The 23,764-nt window shown below is 48.3% G+C and carries 22 protein-coding genes and 1 pseudogene; 11 read left to right on the top strand and 12 right to left on the bottom strand.

The features are described 5' to 3' along the window. The 3 genes and pseudogenes from IQ260_RS02035 to IQ260_RS02045 form a co-directional block, all read left to right on the top strand. A pseudogene (locus IQ260_RS02035) lies at positions 1-624 on the top strand (hypothetical protein); the annotation flags it as partial. Positions 625-720: 96 nt separating this feature from the next. Then, entirely contained in the window at positions 721-1,668 is a 948-nt protein-coding gene (locus IQ260_RS02040; RefSeq protein WP_193990379.1) for a lysylphosphatidylglycerol synthase transmembrane domain-containing protein, read from the top strand. A 119-nt stretch (positions 1,669-1,787) separates the two neighbouring features. After that, a complete protein-coding gene (locus IQ260_RS02045) occupies positions 1,788-3,161 on the top strand; it encodes an AAA-like domain-containing protein (RefSeq protein WP_193990381.1) in 1,374 nt (457 codons plus the stop codon). A 21-nt stretch (positions 3,162-3,182) separates the two neighbouring features. On the opposite strand, the gene IQ260_RS02050 is transcribed toward IQ260_RS02045, so the two are convergent. After that, positions 3,183-4,217 (bottom strand): TIGR00341 family protein, encoded by a 1,035-nt coding sequence (locus IQ260_RS02050; RefSeq protein WP_193990440.1) that lies wholly within the window; start codon positions 4,215-4,217, stop codon positions 3,183-3,185. Between the two features lie 262 nt (positions 4,218-4,479). Here IQ260_RS02050 and IQ260_RS02055 point away from each other — a divergent pair, with 262 nt between their 5' ends. After that, entirely contained in the window at positions 4,480-4,881 is a 402-nt protein-coding gene (locus IQ260_RS02055) for a BON domain-containing protein (RefSeq protein WP_193990383.1), read from the top strand. 86 nt (positions 4,882-4,967) lie between these two features. Here IQ260_RS02055 and IQ260_RS02060 read toward each other — a convergent pair whose 3' ends face one another. After that, positions 4,968-5,957: a sugar transferase gene (locus tag IQ260_RS02060; protein ID WP_193990386.1), complete on the bottom strand. Its 990-nt coding sequence runs from the start codon at positions 5,955-5,957 to the stop codon at positions 4,968-4,970. A 506-nt stretch (positions 5,958-6,463) separates the two neighbouring features. Between IQ260_RS02060 and IQ260_RS02065 the strand changes: the two genes are divergently transcribed. Continuing rightward, positions 6,464-7,051, top strand: coding sequence for a GIY-YIG nuclease family protein (locus IQ260_RS02065; protein ID WP_193990388.1), 588 nt, complete (start codon positions 6,464-6,466; stop codon positions 7,049-7,051). Here IQ260_RS02065 and IQ260_RS02070 read toward each other — a convergent pair. Further along, positions 7,048-8,028 (bottom strand): ABC transporter ATP-binding protein, encoded by a 981-nt coding sequence (locus tag IQ260_RS02070; RefSeq protein ID WP_193990389.1) that lies wholly within the window; start codon positions 8,026-8,028, stop codon positions 7,048-7,050. The genes IQ260_RS02065 and IQ260_RS02070 overlap by 4 nt on opposite strands. Before the next feature lie 475 nt (positions 8,029-8,503). On the opposite strand from IQ260_RS02070, the gene IQ260_RS02075 reads away from it, so the two are divergent. Then, positions 8,504-8,884 carry a DUF4864 domain-containing protein gene (locus tag IQ260_RS02075; protein WP_193990391.1) on the top strand — a complete coding sequence of 127 codons (381 nt, stop codon included), beginning with the start codon at positions 8,504-8,506 and terminating at the stop codon, positions 8,882-8,884. Between the two features lie 67 nt (positions 8,885-8,951). Here IQ260_RS02075 and IQ260_RS02080 read toward each other — a convergent pair whose 3' ends face one another. Together IQ260_RS02080 and IQ260_RS02085 are read right to left on the bottom strand one after the other, a co-directional pair. Next, positions 8,952-9,740: an alpha/beta fold hydrolase gene (locus IQ260_RS02080; RefSeq protein ID WP_193990393.1), complete on the bottom strand. Its 789-nt coding sequence runs from the start codon at positions 9,738-9,740 to the stop codon at positions 8,952-8,954. 7 nt (positions 9,741-9,747) lie between these two features. Further along, entirely contained in the window at positions 9,748-10,470 is a 723-nt protein-coding gene (locus IQ260_RS02085) for a lysophospholipid acyltransferase family protein (protein WP_193990395.1), read from the bottom strand. 194 nt (positions 10,471-10,664) lie between these two features. Here IQ260_RS02085 and IQ260_RS02090 point away from each other — a divergent pair, with 194 nt between their 5' ends. Together IQ260_RS02090 and IQ260_RS02095 are read left to right on the top strand one after the other, a co-directional pair. Continuing rightward, positions 10,665-11,717 (top strand): hypothetical protein, encoded by a 1,053-nt coding sequence (locus tag IQ260_RS02090; RefSeq protein WP_193990397.1) that lies wholly within the window; start codon positions 10,665-10,667, stop codon positions 11,715-11,717. A gap of 50 nt (positions 11,718-11,767) precedes the next feature. Continuing rightward, a complete protein-coding gene (locus tag IQ260_RS02095; protein WP_193990399.1) occupies positions 11,768-12,739 on the top strand; it encodes a hypothetical protein in 972 nt (323 codons plus the stop codon). A 19-nt stretch (positions 12,740-12,758) separates the two neighbouring features. Here the strand turns inward: IQ260_RS02095 and IQ260_RS02100 are convergent, their stop codons facing one another. Beyond that, positions 12,759-13,577 carry an alpha/beta fold hydrolase gene (locus IQ260_RS02100; protein ID WP_193990401.1) on the bottom strand — a complete coding sequence of 273 codons (819 nt, stop codon included), beginning with the start codon at positions 13,575-13,577 and terminating at the stop codon, positions 12,759-12,761. Positions 13,578-13,874: 297 nt separating this feature from the next. Between IQ260_RS02100 and IQ260_RS02105 the strand changes: the two genes are divergently transcribed. From IQ260_RS02105 to IQ260_RS02115, 3 genes are all read left to right on the top strand, one after another. Further along, complete coding sequence (locus IQ260_RS02105) at positions 13,875-14,501, top strand: DedA family protein (protein WP_228015401.1); 627 nt, start codon at positions 13,875-13,877, stop codon at positions 14,499-14,501. A 166-nt stretch (positions 14,502-14,667) separates the two neighbouring features. Next, complete coding sequence (locus IQ260_RS02110; protein WP_193990403.1) at positions 14,668-15,960, top strand: glucose-1-phosphate adenylyltransferase; 1,293 nt, start codon at positions 14,668-14,670, stop codon at positions 15,958-15,960. A gap of 223 nt (positions 15,961-16,183) precedes the next feature. After that, a complete protein-coding gene (locus tag IQ260_RS02115; protein ID WP_193990405.1) occupies positions 16,184-17,071 on the top strand; it encodes a metallophosphoesterase in 888 nt (295 codons plus the stop codon). 115 nt (positions 17,072-17,186) lie between these two features. Here IQ260_RS02115 and IQ260_RS02120 read toward each other — a convergent pair whose 3' ends face one another. From IQ260_RS02120 to IQ260_RS02145, 6 genes are all read right to left on the bottom strand, one after another. Continuing rightward, positions 17,187-17,996, bottom strand: a complete 810-nt coding sequence (locus tag IQ260_RS02120) for a hypothetical protein (RefSeq protein WP_193990406.1) — start codon at positions 17,994-17,996, stop codon at positions 17,187-17,189. Between the two features lie 306 nt (positions 17,997-18,302). Continuing rightward, positions 18,303-18,668, bottom strand: a complete 366-nt coding sequence (locus IQ260_RS02125; protein WP_193990407.1) for a hypothetical protein — start codon at positions 18,666-18,668, stop codon at positions 18,303-18,305. Positions 18,669-19,161: 493 nt separating this feature from the next. Beyond that, positions 19,162-20,511, bottom strand: a complete 1,350-nt coding sequence (locus IQ260_RS02130; RefSeq protein WP_193990408.1) for a TrkH family potassium uptake protein — start codon at positions 20,509-20,511, stop codon at positions 19,162-19,164. A gap of 62 nt (positions 20,512-20,573) precedes the next feature. Beyond that, a complete protein-coding gene (locus IQ260_RS02135) occupies positions 20,574-20,828 on the bottom strand; it encodes a hypothetical protein (RefSeq protein ID WP_193990409.1) in 255 nt (84 codons plus the stop codon). Positions 20,829-21,111: 283 nt separating this feature from the next. After that, entirely contained in the window at positions 21,112-22,113 is a 1,002-nt protein-coding gene (locus IQ260_RS02140) for a DUF3616 domain-containing protein (protein WP_193990410.1), read from the bottom strand. A 159-nt stretch (positions 22,114-22,272) separates the two neighbouring features. Further along, entirely contained in the window at positions 22,273-23,565 is a 1,293-nt protein-coding gene (locus IQ260_RS02145) for a hypothetical protein (protein WP_193990411.1), read from the bottom strand. Between the last annotated feature and the right edge of the window lie 199 nt (positions 23,566-23,764).

Here is a 23,764-nt window from a genome sequence, read left to right on the forward strand (position 1 = left end):
GGCCGAGTCTGGTTCCCTAACGCTCGTATTCTGATCGACCAGCGAGACGACACAAAACTCTATCTAGCCTTAAATAAAGGCGGAGCCTTTAAGTTTTTTCGCCATAACAAACTGGTGCTCTCAGATACCCAATTTTCGCTACAGGTGCGGGTAGGCAGCAACGTAAAAAATGCCGTGGGTCATCTGGTCGGCGATTACCAATACGACATCCAGGATGACCAAATCACCATCGAAGGTCCTTTAGGCTGGGCCAAGCAAAAACAGATGACCCCACTGAATCTTATGATTCTGCGAGTAGTGATGCTCACCGTTGGCCGATTCTTTCCCAATCTGATCCGTAAGCTGTTGCAAAAGATGCTGATTACGGGCAAAAATGATGCCCCTTTCCGGTTTCAGCGCACATTTCACTGGCAGGATGGTCATTGGACCCTTAACGATCAGCTGATTGCCACCGATGGCTGGAGCAAGGTTCTGACCGCAGGCATTGGCAGTGACCAAACGTCGATTTATGTGGTGATGAGTCGTACATTTCAAGCAGGTCAGCTGCAGCCCTGGAAGGATTTAACCAGTGAAATAAATGCTCTCTCTTCTAACCAGCCTCTGGAGGTAGAACGACAGTTATAGATAATCTTTTTTGGACACTGCTCTTTCTGGTGGGCGGTGCCCGCCCTGCACAGGCGTTCCATGGAACACCTCTTCATATCTCTACCAAGATTTTATATGAAACGCTTTATATCTATCTTCGTTAGCACTCTAATTTTAGTCATCTTGTACAACAAGATTGACTTTCCGGAGCTGATTAAGGTCTTTCGAGAATGCGACCCTTTCTGGATGGTCATTAGTCTAGGCATGGTCATACCGATTACATTCTTTACGGGTTGGCGGCTAAAGCAGCTGATTCCGGTACAGGCAAAACTAAGTATCTGGGAAACCAACAAACTAATTTTGGCCGCCAGTGTTCTCAATATGGTGCTGCCCTCCAAAATGGGCGACATTGCCAAGTCGTATTTTATGAAAGAGCGGGGCAATCTTAGCGGCACGCTTTCCCTTTCCATCGTGATTTTTGAAAAAGCCTGCGACATGCTGTCACTGCTGCTGTGGTGTGCCTTTGGCCTGCTGCTATATCCACAAAAAGACGCCTTCTTTTGGACCATGACCGCCGGTATTCTCGGCGGTTTAGTTTTTGGCCTCTTAATGCTGGGTTCTAAAGACTTTGCCCGACTTGGATTTACCACCATGCGTCGCATTGCTCCTGGCAAAATTGGCAAAAAGCTTGCCTCGTTTCAAGAGTCCTGGGATGAAATGCACGATTACTTTTGGGGTAATCCAGCCCAGCTGACGCGTATTGCTGGCATGTCAATTTTTGTTTGGTTTTTACACCTGCTACAAATCTGGCTATTTATTTTGGCCCTAAACGCCTGGGCACCTCCGGTCATTAGCTTTGCTTTGGCTCCCTTGGCCATTCTAGCCGGTCTTCTACCCTTAACCTTTGCCGGAGTAGGTACCCGAGATGCGGCCCTGGTTGCTCTCTATGCCCCCTACTTTAGCGCTGCCACCGGAGCTGCGTTAGGCGTACTCTGCACCTCTCGTTATTTTTTACCCGCCATCGGTGGTCTCCCCTTTCTCAATCAGTACCTCAGCACTGTCAAACGATTCAAAAAAGCTTAAGCAATTTTCAGCCGTTTAAGAATGCTGGATACTACAGTCCGTTGCCTATGAGAGTGAATGCAGCCCAGTTTCTGGGATCGGAATGTTGCTTCACTGTCACCAGTATGACCTTTTGAATCATGACCGAGCCCCATGAGCAAGTCTTAGAAATTCTTGAACAGGACTGGATCAAACGTCCCTTAAGCTCACTAGAAAAGTTTGTCTTTGCTCAATCCTGGCAAGGACGTAACTACGAGGAAATTGCCACACTCTCAGGCTATAGCCTCGATTATATGAAGCAGATTGGCTCGCTTTTGTGGGTTGATTTATCTCGAGCCGTGGGTAAATCAATCACCAAAAAGAATCTTAGGTTAGTGCTAGAACCTCTGATATCAGATGGCTTTGAAAGTGATAGCTTGTCATTTAGCTCGCTGCCTAGCTCTTTATTGACAGCCTCGAATCCTACGGCCAACCCAGACTCTCTTCGTCGTTTTCCGTCTGGTCCACTGCCCTTAGACTCCCCCCTATATATTGAGCGTTCTCCGATAGAACAGATTACCTATGATGAGTTGCTTCGGGATGGATGTTTGTTGCGGATTAAAGCCCCGCGTAGAATGGGAAAAAGTTCGTTACTCAAACGCTTAACGTGGCAAGCCCAACAGCATGACTACCATGTTGTCACCCTAGATTGTCAAGAAGCCAATGAAGAGTTATTAGCCAGTACTGAGATCTTTTTACAGTGGTTTTGTCGATATATCACCCAGGCCTTACGCCTAGACGATCAGCTTGAAGCCGTCTGGATTCCTGACATGGGGAGCAAGGTCAATTGCAAAAATTATATAGAAACTTGCATCTTAGGGGTTCTACAAACGCCACTGTTGCTGAGCATGAATGAACTCAATCGGCTCTTCGAATTTCCTCAGCTGGCTCGAGATTTTCTATCCATGCTGCGATTTTGGCACGAGCAGTCAAAAGATAATCCCCTCTGGCAAAAGCTGCGTTTGGTGCTGGTCTATTCTACCGATGTCTATGCGCCCTTACAGCTAAAAAAATCGCCATTAAATGTAGGCACACCGATACGACTCCCCCCGTTTACATTCGACCAAATTCGGACATTGTCCCATCGATATGGCTTAGCTTGGCCAGACGATCAGCTCTCAGAGCTTCAGTCTTTACATCAGATGGTGGATGGGCATCCCTATTTGGCAAGTTTGGCCTTTTATTATTTGCAGCGAGGTGAGATTTCTTTGCGGAAGCTGCTGAACACGGCCCCCACATCTGAGGGTATCTATCGTAGTCACCTACAGGAGCAGTTGATTACGCTAACAGAAGATCCTGCATTGGCGGATATGTTCAAAACTGTTGTTGAGTCAGAAACTGGGGTTGTGTTGGATGCGATCGCAACCCATAAACTAGAAGGCATGGGACTAGTTCACCTTAAGCAGGGTAAAGCTCAGCCCATTTGCGATCTCTATCGCCTCTATTTCCAGGAACAGCTGCGAAATTTGCAGTAATCTGTACGCATATGGGGCAGACTATTCTTCGCTGACGGGTTCACTACTGGCAGGTTGCACCTCTTCCTTGGTCACCTCTTGTACCTGACTCACCTCAAAAATCAACGTAAAGTCTCGTTTCATGCGCCGACTTACATAGGCTTCTAACAAAGCAACCTGTTTTGGCGTCACAGGCTCCACGCTGTATACCGTCAACCGCACCTCCGGTGGGCTGGCGAGCCAGTTAATATTACTGTCGATCAGCTCTAAGCGGGCAAAGGTTACCGTACCGTTGACCAGGGCATCACGGACACTGTCTTCAGCGCGATTTTGCCGCACCAGCTCGACTAAACTTATGGCCAGCGGTACCACCAACGCCGCCGTAATCATCAGTACAAAACGTAGGGACTTACGAGCTTTTTGAAATGGAGCATAGCCGGTTAGCCAAAAGGCCAACATACAGGACAGGGTAATGCCAATCAGATTGGTCACATACAGCAGGGTGGCTCCCCAGCTGAGGGCCATTTTGCCCTGGGCCATACCCAAGCCAATGACACAGACCGGTGGCATTAAGGCCACTGCGATCGCAGTGCCCGACAATGTATTGGATATCTTAGGCTGGACCTTAGCAAATCCGCTGATCCCGCCCGCCGTAATCGCAATCCCTAGATCCAACAGCGTTGGTTCCGAACGCGCCCACACTTCTGTGCCATATTCCGATAGGCCCAGCATCAGCCCCAGGGAAATCGACAGTGCGATCGCAATGGCCGTCCCCACACAGAGTGCCTTGGCCCCCTCTTTAATTAAGGCAATATCCCCTTCCAAAAAACCAAAGGCCATACCGCGAATCGGTAACATCAGCGGCGCGACCAGCATCGCTCCAATAATGACCGCCGCGCTGTTGGACAACAGACCCAGGGTGGCAATGATACAAGCACCAATGGTCATGACCACATAGTCACGATTGAGTTCCGAATCATCCATCAGGCTATCGCGCATGTGTTTCAGCGCCATGGGCGATACCCGCCGCCCCCCAAAGTAGCGGTTTGTTAGCGTTTGCAGCTCGTCTCGTACCATGGTTCGCCGTACCCGCACAATCGTGTTCAGACTATAGCAAGTTCCTTCAATCTCCATCTCGCCGATTACGTACTTTGGCAACCTTTAACAAGTGCAATCACCAAGCCTGGCTAAAAATCTGCTATCCAGCGTAGGAAAATACGCCATTAAAATTATTTGTTCCTGAAGATGCATGTGAGATCAGAACTAGACCGGTAACCTGTTCAATAGGATGTGGGTCTATTGGCTCCCATCCCTAATGGTATTCACGTAGGAAGTTTTTATGGGTTTTCTAAAACGTATTTTCAAGCAAGATAAGCCTGCCGGAGCCAGCACCAAGGCTGGACGTCGCCCTGGTGCTAAAAAGTCAGCGCCTAAAGCTGCTGCTGCACCCACCGCCGCTGCACCCGCTAATGCACCTGCAGCAGAAGACGATATCCCTCTGTGTAAAATTGGTCTCACGGGTGAATTCGACGAAAGTGGCTTAGCCAAGCGCGTCACCCTGGCCTTTGACGAAGATTCTCAGCTAGACGATGTGGAAACCCTTTGGGTAGCTCAGCTCAGCAGCAAGGTTGTGCTCAAGGGTAAAGTCCCCAGCCAAGCCATTCTTGATAAAATGGTCGCCGTTGCTAACGATGTTGAAGGTGCCACAGCTGTGGATACTAGCCAAGTAGAGATCGGCTAACCCACCCAGGATTGGCAACCCCAATAGAAAAGGGTGATGGCACTTCAACCATCACCCTTTCTTCTGATATCTTTTAGCTCAACAGGTTAGTGGGCACCGGACTCTTTGCTAAATAACACCAGCACCGTTCTAACGATCAGCTGAATGTCATAGAAAAAGCTCCAGTTTTCCTGATAGCGCAGATCCAGTTTAATCACATCCTCAAACTTGGTGATGCTCGAACGACCATTCACCTGCCACTCACCGGTCATCCCGGGCTTGACGTTGAGACGCTGCCACTGTCCCACTTCATACTGATCAATTTCATCTGGTGTCGGCGGACGGGTCCCCACCAAACTCATGTCTCCCTTGAGCACATTCCAAAACTGGGGAAACTCATCCAAACTGGTTTTACGCAAAAATGCACCAATTTTAGTAATGCGGGGGTCGTTTTCGTTTTTAAATAAAGGCCCTTCTACCTGATTAACCACCTCATTCTTACGAGCTTCGGCATCGGTCACCATCGAGCGAAACTTCCAGATCTTAAAGCGCTTACCTAACCAAGAACAGCGCGTCTGGGCAAAGAAGACGGGACCACCATCATCAAATTTAATGATGGTAGCAACCGGAATATAAACTAAGAACGTTAATAATAGTCCGACTAAAGCCCCGGCTATATCCAAAGCACGCTTTGCCTTGGAGTTCACTGATGGGTGAGTTTCAGGTAAAACTTGATTCTCTTCATCTGACTCTTCAGGAGCTGCTAGGGTAATGTCAAAGACCTTATCCAGCTCGGTCAAAGACAGGACCATCATGACCTGGGGGGGCACATTGATCAGCCGCAACCTGGAGCCATTAGTCGTGCTCAAGCGATGGCAGATAACCAGGGCACCGATACCGCTACTGTCAATAAAACGAGTTGCCGAAAAATCTAGTACCAGCTCAGACAAATTAGGCTGGTCAGCAAACAGTGTCTGACATTGCTTTTTAAATGCCGTTGCTTCAACCACTGCCACACTGACAGGTAGCTGAATAGTTTGAAACTCCGATTGGACTAGGGCTGACGCAGGAGAAGACGTCTTAATACTATCGACCATAAATCTAATAGCAATATTTACAACAGACTGTCAGAATCATCGGCAACCTTTAGATTGCCCAGAAGTTCTACCAGACGGGTTATCTATAAAGTTTGTTCACCTTGTCTAGCTTAACGAGTAAACCCTGAGTAAGCATAAACGCAATTCGGTGTTTACTCGGTAGCCACCCTCTGCTGTATCCAATTTTAAGCAACAACAACAAAACCAGACTCAGGAAAAGGATGTGTCTACAGAATCAATACAAACTACCCATGGGTTCGGTAGCTGTCTTCATATTTTGGGTCACTTTTGCATCATTATACGGGAGGTGTCATCACTTAGAACATCCCCATAGGCTGAGGATATATGTAGATACAGGGATTACTTTGCATATTCCTGACTACATGTCCCTAGATCCCCCATGATGATAGTTGTAAAACAGGTATTCTTGATGCTAGATAGAGAGGTATTGTCGTTCTTTGAACCGATGATCCCTCTACATCTAGCGTTCAACCTGGAGTATATCCATGGGTACCCGAAAGCAGCCCTCCCTGCTCAGCGATGCCGTCCAGCAGTCTGTCAGCCGGTCTCGATTTCAAAATTTGCAGCCCCAAATAGACCTCAGCCAGCACGAGATCACAGCGTGGAAATGTAAAGTTGCTACATTCCAGACGTCCGTAAAAACGGCACCCGTGATGGAGCAAGCGTGTCTGTTTGAGCCCGTCAATGATTCCACAGAGACGATTGATCCGTTTGCGTTACCACAGCAAAATACGGAGTTTTGGCGCTGGCAGTTTAGCGATGTGGGGGTGGCAGCCCTTTATTTTGTGATTGATTATCAAAGTGAGTTGTTGCTATATGTCGGTGAGACCGTCAAGTCTAATCAACGGTGGAAGGGGGAACATGACTGTAAGCGCTACTTAATGAACTACCGTCAGGCCCATTACCATCACGGTCTAGATAGCCAGCTGGGGATTGCCTTTTGGCGTCACGCACCGGCTGAACGTCGCCCCCGTCAAAAAGTAGAGTCAGCTCTGATCTATAAGTGGCGTTCGCCGTTTAATAAGGAAAATTGGAAATTTTGGGGCACCCCGTTTATTGGGGCGGGTGGCTAAACTATCCCGGCGTCAAACACTCGCCCAATCACATCCTCAATCGGGGGATCGGTTACGGTTAGGTCCAGCACTGGCAGCTGAGCTAACACCTGGGATACGGTTTTAGTGAGGTCTTCCCGCCGGACAAGAAATACAACTTTACAGCCCTCCATGGTCTGGATTTCGCCGTAGCTGCCCAGGGTTTCCATCGGTATATCTTGAGCGAGTTCGGCTGTGACTTCACGATAGGGGGCAAATTGCTCCACTAGACTGGTCAACGCGCCGTCATAAATCAGCTGTCCTTGGTAGATGAGTAGGACGCGATCGCAAAGCGCTTTAATATCCGCCATATAGTGACTGGTGAGCACAATCGTGGCCTGATAGCGCTGATTATAATCCTGCAAAAATTGTCGGACAGCCATCTGAGCATTAACATCTAACCCCAGGGTGGGCTCATCTAGAAATAGCACCTGAGGTCGATGCAGCAGGGCCGCCAACATTTCGGCCTTCATCCGCTCCCCCAGAGACAGCTTACGCACTGGCTGGGTAAGCTTATCGGTTAGATCCAGCATGTCAGCCAGCTCCTGGATCCGATGACGCAGCTCCTGGTTAGAAAGCTCATAGATGGCTCCATTGATCCGTAGAGAGTCCAGGGTGGGCAAATCCCAAATCAGCTGCTGTTTTTGCCCCATTACTAAGGTAATTTGCTCTAAAAATGGACGCTGTCGCTGAAACGGCGTATGGCCCGCTACACTGACCTGACCCGCAGACGGATAAATTAACCCGGTCAGCATCTTTAGAGTAGTGGTCTTGCCCGCCCCATTAGGGCCTAAGAATCCGACCACTTCCCCTGGCTCTATGGTAAACGACACGTCATTAACGGCTTTTACCTGGCGGTACTGACGCCGGAAAAAGTGGCGCAATGTTCCCACCACCCCAGGCTGCTTAACAGCAACGGGATACACCTTGGTCAGATTTTGAACATCTATAGCAAGCATCGGTATTGCGATAGTTAGCCAGTCCTTTGCTCTACACTATGGGCCATGTCAGCCTTCAGCCTCAGTTTAACCCTTTGTCATATATTGCTAAAATTCGGTCTAAAATTTTCCTGATCCCGTTAACAATACTCGTCTATTGAGTGAGGGAGACTTTTAAATTGACACTGAATTGACGCTAATGACTATATATCTTTAGTAACAATTTACGTGTTGTTGAGTAAACCGCAAAACCTTGGTTAACTGGTTCCCAGGCTCGAATTGAGTGATACATTAAATGACATCCAACAACAATTTGCCGTTACTGATTTAGGAGATGGACCAATCTGGTAATGATGCAATTTATCAGCACTCTTCAGATGAAATCATCTCGGGGATCAGCAACGCCAACAATTTTAAACGGAGCGGTTGTTAGCTTATCGTTTGCTAGGCCACGCTCAGTCAGTCACACTCCTGCCACGGCTTCAGGACAACAATTGTGTACAAAAAAAACCTGTCAACTCAAGACGAACTAGCTATTCGCAGCATTGTTGAGCGTCAGCTTCAGGCATTCCAGGCGAATGATGCAACCACCGCATTCTCCCTAGCCTGCCCGGAGCTACAGCGCCAGCTGCGCCAGCCCCGAACATTTATGGAGATGATTCGTACAAATTATCAGCCGGTCTATAATCCCCGCGCTGTCATCTTTGAGGGGATTGTTCATATCCAGCAGCGGCCCACGTTGCAAATGATGCTGATGACCCAAGCGGGTAATTTGGTGCGGGCTTTATATATGATGCAGCAACAGGCTGATTTTAGCTGGCGAATCGCAGGCTGTCAGCTCCTGCCAGTGAGTATTGAACATCGTCACCGTCGTTAGAGTGCAAAATCATATTCCATCTTCAGCTTGTCTTTCATAGCAGCAACTTGTCCCATGCCTTTGTGCTTTAAACTTTGACCCTGGGCATAAACTGAGCCTGCTGCAGTAGCTGATAAAGATCAACCTCTGTTTCTAGTAAACAAGCATGGCCGCTGTGGTTGAGGGTCAGCGTTTGAGCATGGGGCAGGAGCGCCGCTATTTTTTGAACTTCAGCAACAGACGGGAGTAGGCGATCGGCCCCTGACGCCACTAACAAAGTAGGCGTTTTAAACTGTTTTAAGACAACTTTATTGAGCTGAAAGTCCTGTAGCAGCGACAGCCGCCAAGCAGCGGATTCCGGTGTGATCCGTTGCATAGCATGGAGTAAGGCCTGTCGATTTTCCTGGGATACTCGCTCAGGTACAATCAAAAACAACAGCAATCCTAGAGCGCCTAACCGGTAAGTGTTGCCTGGCAGCCACTGCACCAAAAACGCACCCAAAGGACTCCAAATTTGACGATTAAATGCAGAAGCCGGATTGATCAAAATCAGTCCGCTAAACAGATTAGGGCGATGGCTAATGGTCTTTAAGGCCAGACAAGCCCCAAAAGATTCACCACACAGATATATGGGCCGGTCGGGCCGAGATTTCTTCTCAATGGTAACCAGCTCAGTCAATTGAGCGACCAGATCAACCCAGGCTGTCTGATCATTCTCTGGAATGATCAAACAGCGGATATCAAACACAGTCTTTAAACCTGCTGCTTGCTGCCGTAGGGAGAGATCGCTACCGTCCATACCCGGTAAAAACACTAGCAGAGGCAGCTCCTGCCGTACCTCTGATACAGCTAACAGACAAATATGTTCGATTAGCATGGTGCGACTAACAGAAGCCCTCCCCTAACAGGTTGGCGACTTCACCATAGCAGGTCTGAGTTAGCTCCCTGGCCACACGACCGGCCTGTTTGCCATGGTACTGCTCACGATGGGCAGCGGTGATCCGAATCGGGTGACCAATGGATAGGGTGACCCGCTGGTAGTTAACAACAGGATGCCAGCCTGGCTGATCAAACAAAGGCTCTGACGGGTCAAATAGACTCAGGAGCTTTAACGGAGCAACAGGACCCACGATTTCTTCTACCGATGAAATTGCCACCGGTAGAATGGCCAAATTTTGCACCGGGGCACGCAGGGCTAAATGGGCAAAGCCACGATGAAATTTTCCCATCTCCCTGGGGGGTGTAGTCTGCACCATCGGCTGCGCCCCTTCCGGAAAAATGCCGATAGGACGGCGCTGTTTTAACGACCGAATGGCTGTTTGAAAAAAAGTTTGATGTCGCTGACCTGGAGCATCCAGGGGAAAACAACCCATGGCAGCAATCACCTCTTTGAGTACAGGCACCTGGCTCATATAGTGGTGGCAGGCAAACCGCACCGAGCGGTCCACAGCTGTCATCACCAGCGGCGCATCTAAAAAACTACGGTGGTTGCTAATCACCACGAGGGAACCGCCATGGGGTACGCGCTCTTGATGACGGACAACGACTTGGGTACCCAGCGTTTTGAGGATGCTGTGGGAAATGTGAAGGGACGGGTCGAAAAGCATGAATACCAATGGGTTTAATAAGTACTAAAATTCATCGCCAGCAAGTCTGGCGATGAATGTACCCAATAGAAATCTATAGCAATTATAAAGAAATGTAAACTGTAGTCCCCTCTTCCCCATTAATAAGGCTGTGGATAGATGACACCCGAGCAACCAGTCTCTACTGTCGGGGGATAGGCAGAACTACAGAGACTATGGAGCTACTTTTTTCCCTCATTGCTGGGCTGATTATTGCCATTGCCTTTCAGCTGGTCCTAGCAAATTTTGGGATTGCCCTGGGGCTAACGGTGCTTGATCTATCGCCTCGAGAGAAGCAGTCGTCGGCCTCTGCCAATGCCAATATTGCGCTACCGATCACCCATTTACTGGGGTTTGGCGTTGCCCTCAGCCTATCCACGGTGCTATTTGCTGCTGGGCTACTGACCACGGAGTTTAGCGAGATTGCCGAGCCTCGCCGTGGGATTATCTTTGGGATTGTTCTGTGGGCCACCTACTGGCTGTTATTTGTCTGGCTAAGTTCTACAACGCTATCCAGCATTGCTGATTCCCTGCTGGGTACGGCCCTATCTGGCGGACGGCGATTAATTACCGCTATCCAACAGGCTGTTGGTGCTAAAGAGCAAACGTCAGACGAGCGGGCAATATTGGAGGAGTTAGCTGAAGAGGTGGCAGAACTCGCCAAAGAACAACAACAGCTGCCCCAACGGCTGGCCACTGAGAGAGCAGCTTGGCTGGCTGAGATCGCTCAGCTGAGCGATGATGTAGCCGATCAAAATCACCAATCCTCCCATGCACCTGTTATAGAAAATGCCGTTATCGAAGATGCTGTAGTCGCCCCTAGCGCTTCATCTAGCCTGCTGTCTCGCTTAGATTTGCCCAGTAGGCGACAACTGCTCGAACGGATAGCTGACAGTCTAGATTTACCGAGTAGACAACAGCTGCTTGAGCGAGCGACTGACAGCTTAGATTTACCCAGCGCTCAGCAGCTACTGCAGCAGGCAGCTGACCATGTTGATATATCTAATGTTGACCTGTCTGATCTATCCAATATTGATATCCAAGCTCTATGGCACCAGCTGCGGTCAGACGATTCAGTAGACAATACAGAAAATATCATTCAGCTGGATGTGGCGGACTATCTGAGTCAGACGCCTGCCTGGATGCTGCAGTCAGATAGCCTCAAAGAGACTTTTACGACCGTATTTATGACCCAGAGGCGGCCCCTGAACAGCTCAAGGTACAGCTAGCGGCGATTGAGCGCAGTCATTTTGTTGACTGGCTTCAGGCACGCGGAGATTTGGCTGCCGACCAAGTTGCCACCGTGGTTGAACAGCTCAGCCAGGTCAAAGATTCAGTCATGGACAGGGTCTCCTCTGCTGTCCAATCTGCTCGGGCCACCCACCAGACAGCTACTCCAGAAGCCCTAAAGCATGTCCAGAACAAGTTAATTGCCTACTGTCGCTATACCAATTTAGATGTACTCACCCCCGACAGTTTGGTGGAGAAGGTCCAGACTCAGCTAGATGAGAATTCCCTAGAATATAGTGCGATCGCACACCTCGACCTGGAAGCAATTAAACAGGTACTCGATCGACGGCAGGGGCTGAAGCCTGCTCAGCAACGGGCACTTTTAGATGTTTTCCAGTCGCTGTCTGCATCGCCACAGCCCGCCCTGCAAGCACCTCGACGCTGGGCCATACGCTCAGGGCAATCCGCTCAGCATCTAACTGAAACACTGGCTACTCAGGTTGCTTACTATCTAAAGCACCAGGATAAGTCCGCTTTTTCACCGACTCAAATGGCCCGTGACCTGACGCAGTTGACCCAAGCCACCGTCGGTTCATTCCCCAAAAAACTGCCGCAGCTGGAATCGCTGTTTGATAAAACCGTCTGGCAACGGGAGCTGGAAAAACGCCGCGACCTGACCACCGACGAAATTCAGCATATCTTGTCTGAAGCTGAGGCTGCCTGGCAGCATTCTCTCCAGCAGGTGAATAGCTGGGCTGAGTCAGCCTGGGCAGACCTGCAGGAGACTTTAGATGCAAAAAGCGATGAACTGCTAGAGACTGCCAGTCAGCAGGTTACAGAGAAACTTGCTAGCGCTCAGCAGGCCCTAGAAAATCAGGTGGATGCGGTAAAAACAGATTTACAAATCCAAGCGGAGGTAGCCCGAGGTCAGGTTGCGATCGCAGCCTGGTGGCTATTGATCAGTCTGCTGTTATCGGGGGCTAGCGCTGGCGCTTCAGGGTGGCTAGCCGTCATGTATTAGTACTCGGTCAACCTACTCACTAGGCAACAAAAGCAGCGGGGAGAGTTGCATCTTTGATCTCAGGAATCAGCTGAGACTGCTGGAGAATCTTAAACAGGCTAATATCTCTTTCTAACAAACAAGCATGACCGCTGCCGTCCAGTGTTATCGTCTGGGTGCGCTGCAGTTCTACTGCCAGACGTTTTACTTCAGCGGTTGAAGGCAGTAGCCGGTCGGCGGTGGCAGCCACTAGCAGCGTCGGAGATTTAAACCGTCTGAGCTTGGCTTGATTGAGGCGAAAGTCGCGCAGCAGCGACATCCGCCAGGCCACCGTTTCGGGTGTGAGCCGTTGCATAGCACCGCGTAAAGCCTGACGGTTATGTTTGGCGACCCGGTGGGAGGCGACTAAAAAGGGGGTTAGCCCCAAAGCTCCTACTCGGTAAGTTTTTCCAGGCATACGACGAACGACGGCAGCCCCCAGGGAGCGCCACAGTCGTCGATTAAACGAGGAGGCAGGATTGATTAAAGTTAACTGATCAAACAGATCGGGGCGATGGCTAACAGTTTCTAGCGCCAGACAGGCCCCAAACGACTCGCCACACAGATAGATAGGCCGATCTGGCTGGGACATTTTCTCAGGTTCTAGTAGTTCCACTAAGCGATTGACTAACCCTTCCCAATCATCAACGCTGTCGTCTGGAATCGAAAAATAGCGGACGTCAAATACTGTTGCTAGAGCTTCAAAGTGATTACGTAGAGACACATCACTGCCGTCTAAACCGGGCAAAAATACAAAGAGGGGAAGCTGGTTGCTCACCTGAGACATCACGACAAGCTTGGCTCTGCTCTGGGTCAGCATGATGATTGAGAAAATTTGTACAGGAAAACAGCGTTAATCAGCGCTTATAGTAAGCGATCTTATGAACAAACTTATCTATCCGCAGGAAGAAATATCATGCTTTTTCTTGTCTTTTCTAGGCCATAGGGCCACTGTATTCACACATCTAAGAGATTGGAATGGAAAATAGCGCCACATACTGCATTGACCCTCTCCCTAAATCCCTCTCCCAAACCAGCAGAATTAGCCTATAGACAGACGACTTAGTCAGAAAGAATCGTTCATGATGTCTCTAGATATTTTTTACAGGAACCCAGTTTGGATATTCTAGAACGTCTAACGGATGTCATTGCTCAGTCTGGCTACTGGGGTATTGCCCTGCTAATGCTGCTAGAAAATGTGATTCCCCCCATTCCATCGGAGGTGATTATGCCTCTGGCTGGCTTCTCGGTAGCCCGTGGTGAGATGAGTATGGCGGGTGCGATCGCAGCTGGCACCGTCGGCACTGTTTTAGGAGCACTCGTCTGGTTTTACATCGGTCGGTTACTAGGACCACGGCGCATTCAACGGCTGGCACAGCGCTATGGCAAATGGCTGGGAATATCTGGCAAAGACGTCATGGCCGTCCAGAAATGGTTTGGTCAAAGGGGTGGCTACTGGAGCATTGCCCTAGGACGCTTGCTGCCTAGCATTCGCACCTATATTTCTGTTCCCGCAGGCATTGCTAAAATGTCGCTGGTTCCTTTTGTATTTTTCTCCACCCTGGGTTCTGTTATTTGGGTTACACTCCTAACCAGTGCAGGCTATTACCTGGGTGACAATTATGAACAGATTGGTGTTATCTTAGGTTCCGCTAGCAAAATTATTTCTATTTTATTAGTAACGTCACTAGTCGGCTGGCTGGTCTATCGCTGGTATCAGCAACGCACCTCAGCCACTTCGTAAACGATTGAGAATCAGCAGCGCCTCAAGTTTTTTACACTGATGGCTCAAATTTCATACCTTAGACCCATGCAAATAAATGCATAAAGTATGAGACTGCAGTTGAGACCGACGGCTTATTGGTTAAAGCTGTCGAGATTTGACTGCAGAAATCAAGAATAAGATAACTATGAATAAAGTACTGGCGATTATTTTAGGGGGCGGCGCAGGTACCCGCCTTTACCCACTTACCAAAATGCGCGCCAAGCCAGCTGTACCCTTGGCAGGTAAGCATCGCCTTATTGATATTCCTATTAGTAACTGCATCAACTCAGGCATCTTAAAGATTTATGTTTTAACCCAGTTTAACTCGGCGTCACTCAACCAGCATGTAGCCCGCTCCTATCGATTTGCAGGCTTCCAACCCGGCTTTGTGGATGTGCTAGCGGCCCAACAGACCCCTGATAACCACGAGTGGTTCCAGGGAACTGCAGACGCTGTGCGGCAGTATATACAGGCGTTTAAGGAGATGGACGTTGACGAATATCTCATTTTATCCGGCGATCATCTCTATCGCATGGACTATCAAAAGTTTATTCGGCGTCATCGGGAGACTAACGCAGATATCACCCTGTCCGTGTTGCCAGTAGACAACCAGCGGGCCTCTAGCTTTGGCTTGATGAAAGTCGATGATGCCTCTAGTAAGATTGTTGACTTTAGCGAGAAACCGACAGGCGATGCCCTCCGAGAAATGCAGGTGGATACCTCCAGGCTGGGTCTATCTCCTGAGGAGGCAAAGTCAAAGCCCTACATTGCCTCCATGGGTATCTACGTCTTTAAGCGCGATGTCCTGATCGACCTGCTGGATAGGTATGCCAACTGTACTGACTTTGGCAAGGAGATTATCCCTTACTCAATTAAGGACTTTAATGTTCAAGCCTATCTGTTTAACGACTACTGGGAGGATATCGGCACAATCCGCTCTTTCTTTGATGCGAATTTAGCCCTAGTCAAACAGCCTAACCCGCTGTTTAGCTTTTACGATAAAGATGGTCCTATCTACACGAGAGCCCGCTATCTGCCTCCCACAAAGCAGCTGGAGTGCCAGGTGTCCCACTCGATGATTAGCGAAGGCTGTATCCTTAAGGACTGTACCATCGCTAATTCTGTTATCGGTATTCGGGCCAGAATCGAATCAGGCTGTACGATTCGCAACAGTTTGATTATGGGTGCGGACTACTACCAAGATGATTTTGAACGTCGTAGCGGTTGCGATCGCGCTCCTATCCCCTTAGGCATTGGTGCTAATAGCGAAATTGAAAATGCCATCATCGATAAAAACGCCCATATCGGCTGTAACGTAAAAATCCTCAATAAAGATAACGTAGAAGAAGCCAATAGAGAATCAGAGGGTTTTTACATCCGTAACGGTATTGTGATTGTCCTTAAGGATGCTACCTTGCCTGATAACACAGTTATCTAGCATCTGAAGACAAAGAATTTAATAAAGCCCATGCCCTCATTATTGTTAATAGAGGGAAGAGAGCAGCTGCGTTTTAGCGATATGTTCTCTTTATATAAAGCCCCCTTTAGTCTTTTCTAAAGGGGGCTTAAACTGTTTAAACAACAGGTCAATGTGTGCAGAGAATTAATTTAGGAGATTCTTGCATAGCATCGTATATTGACTTATCCAAAAAGAGAAAATTATGTTGAAGACGCTAAAATACTCTGCCATAGGTTTGGCCAGTGCAGTTGGCTTCCTGGCTATCTGGGGATTTATCGAACCCCGACTTTTAAACACTGAAATAGAGACAGCAACCATTCCTGGTTTGCCCGCCGTTTGGGAAGGAAAGCAAATCGGCCAAATTTCAGATTTTCAGGTCGGTCTGTGGGGTGACAACCCTGGCACTGCACGTAAAGGTATCGCTCGGCTGATAGAAGCTAACCCAGCCGCTGTACTCATCAGCGGTGACTTTATCTACCACGCTATGCCAAACCCAGAAGCTGAGATTACGTTAGCTGCTAGCATCGTCGAGCCTCTGATCAAAGCAGGAATTCCAACCTACGCCGTCATGGGCAATCATGACTATGGCATGAGTAGCAAAAAAGCGCCACCCAACATGGAACTGGCCGCTCAGATGGAGGAAGCTCTAGAGACTGTCGGTGTCGATGTGCTGAAAAATGAGACAGTTGCTATGACGCTACCAGATAGCGAAGACCCGTTGTTTCTAGTCGCACTCGGCTCACGCTGGGCAAACCAAGCCGATGTTGACCAAGCACTTGACGGTATTTCAAACGAGCGCCCTAGAGTTGTACTGATGCACAATCCCGATACCTACGAGCAGTTACCGGCTAACTCAGCGCCTTTGGCAGTGGCCGGACATACCCACGGCGGTCAGATCCGCGTTCCTGGTCTACCGCAGTGGTCATGGCTGAGGTTTACTCAGAAAGATAAGGCCTACGCGGATGGATGGGCAAAGGGCTATGGAGCACCTGGCAACAATCTCTACGTTAATCCTGGTATTGGCATGAGTATCGTACCAATACGCATATTCTGCCCTCCAGAAGTCACTTTGTTCACTCTGGAGGGCTAAGGGGGCTTACAGCTAATATTGCAGCGATTTAAACTAAACAAAAAGGCACCAAGTTGGTGCCTTTTTAAAAGTCTCTTAGATTGTGATTGCTAACGCTCTACAGAATTAGTGAAGCTTACTTTGCAGAAGGATAGACTTCATCAGCTACAAAGACGGGCTTTTCTATATATTCTGCTTCGATCTTCTCCTGCACAGTGGCATCCCAGGTCAGGTCATAATCAGTTTCAAATTCTGCCTTTACATAGGGACGGAGAACACCCGTTACGGCCACTCTCTCACCGTCATCAGTTAGGGGATTGGCCATGGTAGAAACCACTAGTAGGTCATCGCCGCCAAAGAGTTGCTCTTCATCAAGCGTAAAGGTATTGCCATCTAGCTTTTCTTCCACTTCGCCAGCGACTGCGATTCTTTGATTGTAATAGGCTTCTGGATTAGCGGTAATATCGCCAGGATCTGGAGAGAGAGCGATAGACTGCGCAACAACAACCGGACGCTCTTCAAAGTCAGCGTATAGATCAAGATCCAAGCCTAACCCGTACTCAGACTCAAACTCGGTAGAAATAAACTGCTGAACTTCACCACTAACTTGTACGGGAGTATCGTCACCTTCAGTCAGGACGAATGGCTCACCAGACGCGTTGATAACAAGGATGTCTTCACCACCAAAAAACTTATCGTTTTCCAGCATGAAGGAAGTCTCATCAACGGTCTCGCTGACTTCTGCACGCAGAGAGACTGTTTCGCCGATTAGACCTTCTACACCGCTAGCAACTTCTTCAGTTGTTACGTTCTCGGCGGCATCTTCTGGCGTTGTTGTTTCTGAAGGAGAGTTTGCACAGGCTGGAAGTATGGCCACAGAGGCTGCCAACAGTAGACCAGTCGCTGCAGCACGCTGTCGAGAAAAGTTTTTCAGAAAACTAACCATGGCTAATATATATCCTTTTTAAGTACCTCGCTTGTAGTCTATACGACAATATTGCCCATAACCTCCTCCTTGGGGAAGACAGCCAATATGGCTGAACTATATCTGTTGAAAGAAGAGCCAGTGTTGGCTGCTTTTCTCTCTCAGCTTAATATGAATAGCGTAATCCTAATTCCAACTCAGTTTGTTTGGCTATAATGAGGACATATTTTGCCGTTGTTGATTTCAGGGATGAATCGGTCTGTTAATTCTGCTGGTGGCCGACAGCTGGCAGATAAAATCATACCGGGGATCAGCAACGCCCTCTTTTTATGGAGCTTTTGTTTCAACATAGTTAATCACAGTCGGCACCAGCTTTTGCACAGTATGAATAATCAATGAATGATCAAACTGCATCCACGGGCGGGGACGATCAAAAACGCAGATACGCAGGATTCCCCATAGCTGACCTCTCTTAGAGATGTGACCTTGAACGAGTGCCTGCTCGCCGCGCACAAATGGATCAACAGTTCTTAGTGTTTCACTTTTAGCGTCAACGTTCTCAATAAATACAGAATATTCGGTTGCCATCGCTGACGCAAATAGTGGGCTATCAGCCAATCGCTGATCGTCAAAGTGCCAGCTATCGTCCAGCAGCGCTGAATAGCGGTCAGACCTTGCCCAGTAATGGGTCACTTTGCTTTGATACCGTTGAGGATGGCGGAGATAAAGGAAACAGCAGTCACAGGGAAGCAAATGGCCAAGAACCGTCAGTAGCTGAGTGAGCAGTGCTTCATCGCTGTCAGCACGATGAAAACAGCTTCTAGTTCTCTCGGATAAGCAGGATTATAAACAAAGTTTGGACCGTTATTTGAGTTAGATATAGTCATGTTAGATGAATGGAAATCAAGGGGTGCCGAAGCTATTAGGTGGGTGAGCCTAATCGTTTATAAAATAGAACATCAGGTGTTTAGCTCCGTCAAAAAAGCCACCAAACCCCTGGAGGACGGAAGGGGCCTCGGAATCTGAAGCATAATTTGGACAACCTACTTATTCTATTTTTGGCAGTTTCTAGTAGCAATGTTAACAACAGCTGAGGGTAATTATTCCCTCAGCTGTTGTTACATATCGGTGTGACTTTGTTAATTAGTACACCAAACTAGCTCAGCAAAGTAATGCAAGCTATTTATTAAACGGCGAGATCTTCTTCAGGCATCTGCACCATCCTACGGGAACGATCGTAAAGCAATGCCATGCCGAAGGATATAGGACCGACACGACCAACGTACATGACGGCAATGATGATCAATTTGCCAAAAGTTGTCAAGTCGCCTGTGATACCTCGTGATAGCCCAACCGTACCCAAGGCAGACGCCACCTCAAAAATCACATCCTCAAATACCTGATCTTGAACTAATAGCAAGCATCCACAGCCCACAAGAAAACACAAAATATAAAATACGATGGATGCTGATGCCGCTGTAATTCGTTCTTCAGGGATGCGGCGTCCTAGATAGGCAGTGGATTGGTTGCCGCGCAGGCTACTCCACATACCACCCAAAGCAGCGGATACAGATGTGGTTTTGATCCCGCCCCCCGTTCCTGACGGCGATGCTCCCACAACCATTAGCCCCAGGGTAACCAGGACCGAGAAGGCACTGAGAGCACCGATGGGATGGGTATTGAACCCAACCGTGGTCAGGGCTGTCATTGACTGGAACCAAGCGGCTAGCAGTCGTTCTCCCAGAGGTAGAGCCTGCAGTGATGTGTCAAACAATAACAGTAGGAAAAATCCAGCCAGTATAAAACAACTGGTGAACGACAGAATAATTTTAGAGGTCAGGGACATGGTGCGACGACGCTTTACTCGGCTTTGCCAAACGTCTGAAGCGACCAAAAAGCCAATGGCCCCCAATAGGCTCAGAATACTAACGACAAAGTTGATCCAAAAATCACCTCGAAAGTCCTCTAAGCTGTTGGGGAAAATGCTAAAGCCAGCTGTGCAAAACGCAGACACTGTATGAAAAACAGCTGCCCATAGAGGGTTATCTACGCCTTGTACGCTAAACAATGGAGTCAAGATGAATATGCCAGCGATTTCTGCCAAGGCGGTAAAGATTACCGTATGCTGAATTAACGTTTTTAGTGAGAATCCCTCCGGCAGTGAAAATACAGCTGAGCCAATGCGCTGGCGAAAAGACGATAGCGTATCGTTGCCCATTATCACTAAAAAAGAGCCGACGGTCATATAGCCCAAACCACCAAGCTGAAAAGCAATCAGAATTACAAGCTGACCCCAGAAGTTATAGGCTACAGGCGTGTTGACGGTCACCAGTCCGGTTGTACTCACGGCTGAGGTGGCAATAAAGAGATTGTCTAAAAACGAAATCGGGCCATCTTTCCAGCAGATGGGTAAGTTGAGTAAACAAACTGCAACAATGATGTAGCTAGCGTAGCCAAACAAAATCATTCTTAGCGGATTGCCACTAATTTTTCGCAGGTATGTCTGCAGCGCTGATGACGAGGGACGTGGTTCCATGGCTTATGAAACGATAGGTGCGGTGATGGTATATAGAATTGCGGGTTGACAACTATTGCTGACTACAGTTCACTGACCGTTTCCGGTGCTATTTCAAGACCACCTTCTTGTGTGACTTGTTGTTGGTCTGTCAGCAGATCGGCAATACCATCCACCTCCACACCCATGTCTGCACAGGCTTTCTGCAGAGCGGCTCTAAACTGCTCAATATTGGTACCATAGCCACAGTTTTTTGCAACGGTGGCGACACCAGCAGATGCACTAGCCTTGGCGCAGCTCACAAGTTCAATACCTTCCAACATTGTTTTATCAGTCATATGTTAGGTGATTTTAATTAGTAAATGTAGACACAACAAAGCTATCAAACCGCTGTTCTACAGGTATCTAACTACGGGCATAAATTACCTAACGACTTCAGATAGACTGTTCTTTTGGTATTGTTGGAACCGGCTGATGAACGTAAGGTTTGGGTAGATAGTCTGACATCGCTATGCTGAGCTGGACTTCGACTCCGCTCAGTCCTCAGCTTTCTGGGAATATCAAACATTTAGCGGGTTGAGCGGAGTCGAAACCCGCGACATTAAGAGTGTTTATTTTAGGCTATTTGCTTATGTGCCAAAGCTGAGGATTGCCGTCTTTAATGCTGTCATAAATGATTAAGGCTCTGTATTCGGTAGCTGTCTCTGCTAACACCGTAATCCCTTCGGCTTTGCCTTGTGCTCCATCTGTGCCTATGGGAGGCTCAATATCTTCTAAATGAATCACCGCTGGTGGCATCGGTCGGGGCCGATCTTTTCCATAAACCATATCCGTGCCATCCCAGAAGTAGAGGCTGTAGGGGCCAGGCGCATCTCCCATGGGTCCAGCAATGATCAAAAAGCCGTCATCCACCGCTGTCATATCTCGAATCGCACTGCCGTTGAGCTGTACCAACCGAATTTCATACTCTTTTGGGGCTTTTGAGTCGTCTAAGTCGTTGCAGTCGATCACCATGACTGGCACATAGTTACCCCTGAGTATGGGACCTCTAAAGCCTAAGAATAGATGATTCTGTTGCAAAGCTAGCCCTTCAATGTCAATGCCGTTTTCTTTACTGGGGATATCAATAAAACGTTTGAGATAGTTGTCCTTGGCAAACACTTCTTTTAGCCAATCGGTTTGTTTGATCTCTCCCTTGACTTTGCCAGTTTTGGGTTTCAAGAATACCTGAAAGATGCGATTACGATCAGTCTCAGGAGAGATTTTAGTATCTGTTAATCTCACTCGATTTTCAGCTGCTGTTTTGTCTGTAATCTTTACCGTCTTACGTTTTTGGGAGTGGGAACCCATGATGTAAAGACAGGTGCTTTTGGGGTCGAAAGCTATACTTTCGATGTCAATTTCATCGGCTTTTTCTGAAACAGGCAAGGTGATTTCTAGGTCATCATCAACGACATAACCCTGATCAGATTTTTGTTTAAGCAGCTGAACCCGGCGTTTGCTTTCGTCAGAACCGACGACAAGATACGGTCTGCCATCAATCTCAAAGTTTGCGATCGCACTTAAATCCTCACTTTTATGGATTTTGCCTGAAAACGTCACGATTTGAGAAAGAATCGGCATGGTACCCTCTAAACTTCTACATATACAAACACCCCTTCATCTTGCATCACACTTCGAACCAACCCTAAGCCAATCATAAAAAGTAAAGATCCAAACCTGGTAGAGCCTCTGTCATGTAGCCCTACCAGGTTTAGATGGCTCTATTTACCAAAAAGGAATCTATTTACCAAAAAGAATCGGCATACCTTCTTCCTTAGCCTGGTCAGCTGAATACGGGTAATCCACAACAGAATCCTCCTCTGGAGACCGCAGTTGAATAGTGCCAGCCTTATTACGGAGAACGCCTTGATTACTAGGGACAATAAACTTAAAGACATCCCCAGGTGCCACCTCAATATCAGCTAGCTCAAAGGTGGTGCCATTGGGCGCTACAATCTTCCACCCCAGCAGTGATGCCGTCTGTTTAGACGCATTGATCACCTGAATAAACTCTCTGCCACCTTCTGGATTCTCGGGATTGACCATCGCAGCAACAATCTGAAATGTGGAGTCCTTCGCCTTTCCAGGGGCTTTGTCTGGATCGGGCTGATCAGGCTTGTCAGGATCTATATGAACAACATCAGCCCGCCGAAATCGCGGGAAAAAAGTACGGATTGCATTGGGGCGATTATCCAGACGGTGCAAGTCTAGCTGATATTCAGCACCGTTAATCCGGGTGATTTTATCGCTTTTTGTACGACTCCTGACTAAACCCAGTGCGATCAGTCCTTCAGGGCTACAGCCAACAAAAAAACCTCCGATCGGTTTATGCAAGCGTTTAGTGTTTTGACTGCCATCACCCACAGGAGCGGTCCATGTCAGCTGCAATGTCACAATCTCTGGTACCAGCACCCCCTTTCCAGGTTCTGTTGCTTTTTCGTATCGAGTGCCCAGATATTGGATCCTATCCTGCAGATCATGACCGGGGGTAACGCTCGGCCCCCCATCATCTAGATAGTACTTGTACCAAAAATGATAGCCGCCCACATGACTGGATTTACTGGCCTGTTCCCCAACGAAAACATGTTCAAATCCAGACGCATCCCGTTGGGTGCCGGCAGGCCCCATGGCAAACCAGGTTTCTTTAATCATGGCGGCCATCAAGCTCTGGGAAATGGTGAGATCGAGGGATGATTCTAGAAACTGTCTAGCCTTCTCAATGGGGGGAGTCGGTAGAATCGCATCAATAAAATCAAGCTCTTCTTGCGTTTCAGTTTGGCTAATCTGTTCGCGTACCGCTCGCTCTAGGGCGTAGTTATCAAAAATTTGTTCGCACAGCCGGTAGGTTTCTAGCTTGGCTGGCGGAATGACGACCTGGCTGAGAACCCGATGCTCAGAATTAACGGCAGCAGCTCGTTCATCAACGACGACATATCCCCTGGTCTCATCTCGCTTTTCTCCAGGTCTGAGGGCAGGTACCCCATTCCCACTTTGGTCCGCATCCCATATTTCTTGAAAAATATTGTTTGACATGGTTGTTTCTATAACAAATGTCTATAAATGTCCATAACAGAAAATGTCTATGACAGGGGGCCTGAGCGGTAGCGGGCATCTCCATCAAAATTTTTCTACGCTATGGCTGTGTCTTAGGCTCAAGTCTTACGATTCAAGTATGAAATTGACCCGGAAGTTTTGCAGTACCCCTGGGGGTGCTCTTTGCTTAGAGAGCCGT

It is taken from the genome of Leptolyngbya cf. ectocarpi LEGE 11479, assembly GCF_015207065.1.
Taxonomy (GTDB): Bacteria; Cyanobacteriota; Cyanobacteriia; order Phormidesmidales; family Phormidesmidaceae; genus Leptothoe; species Leptothoe ectocarpi.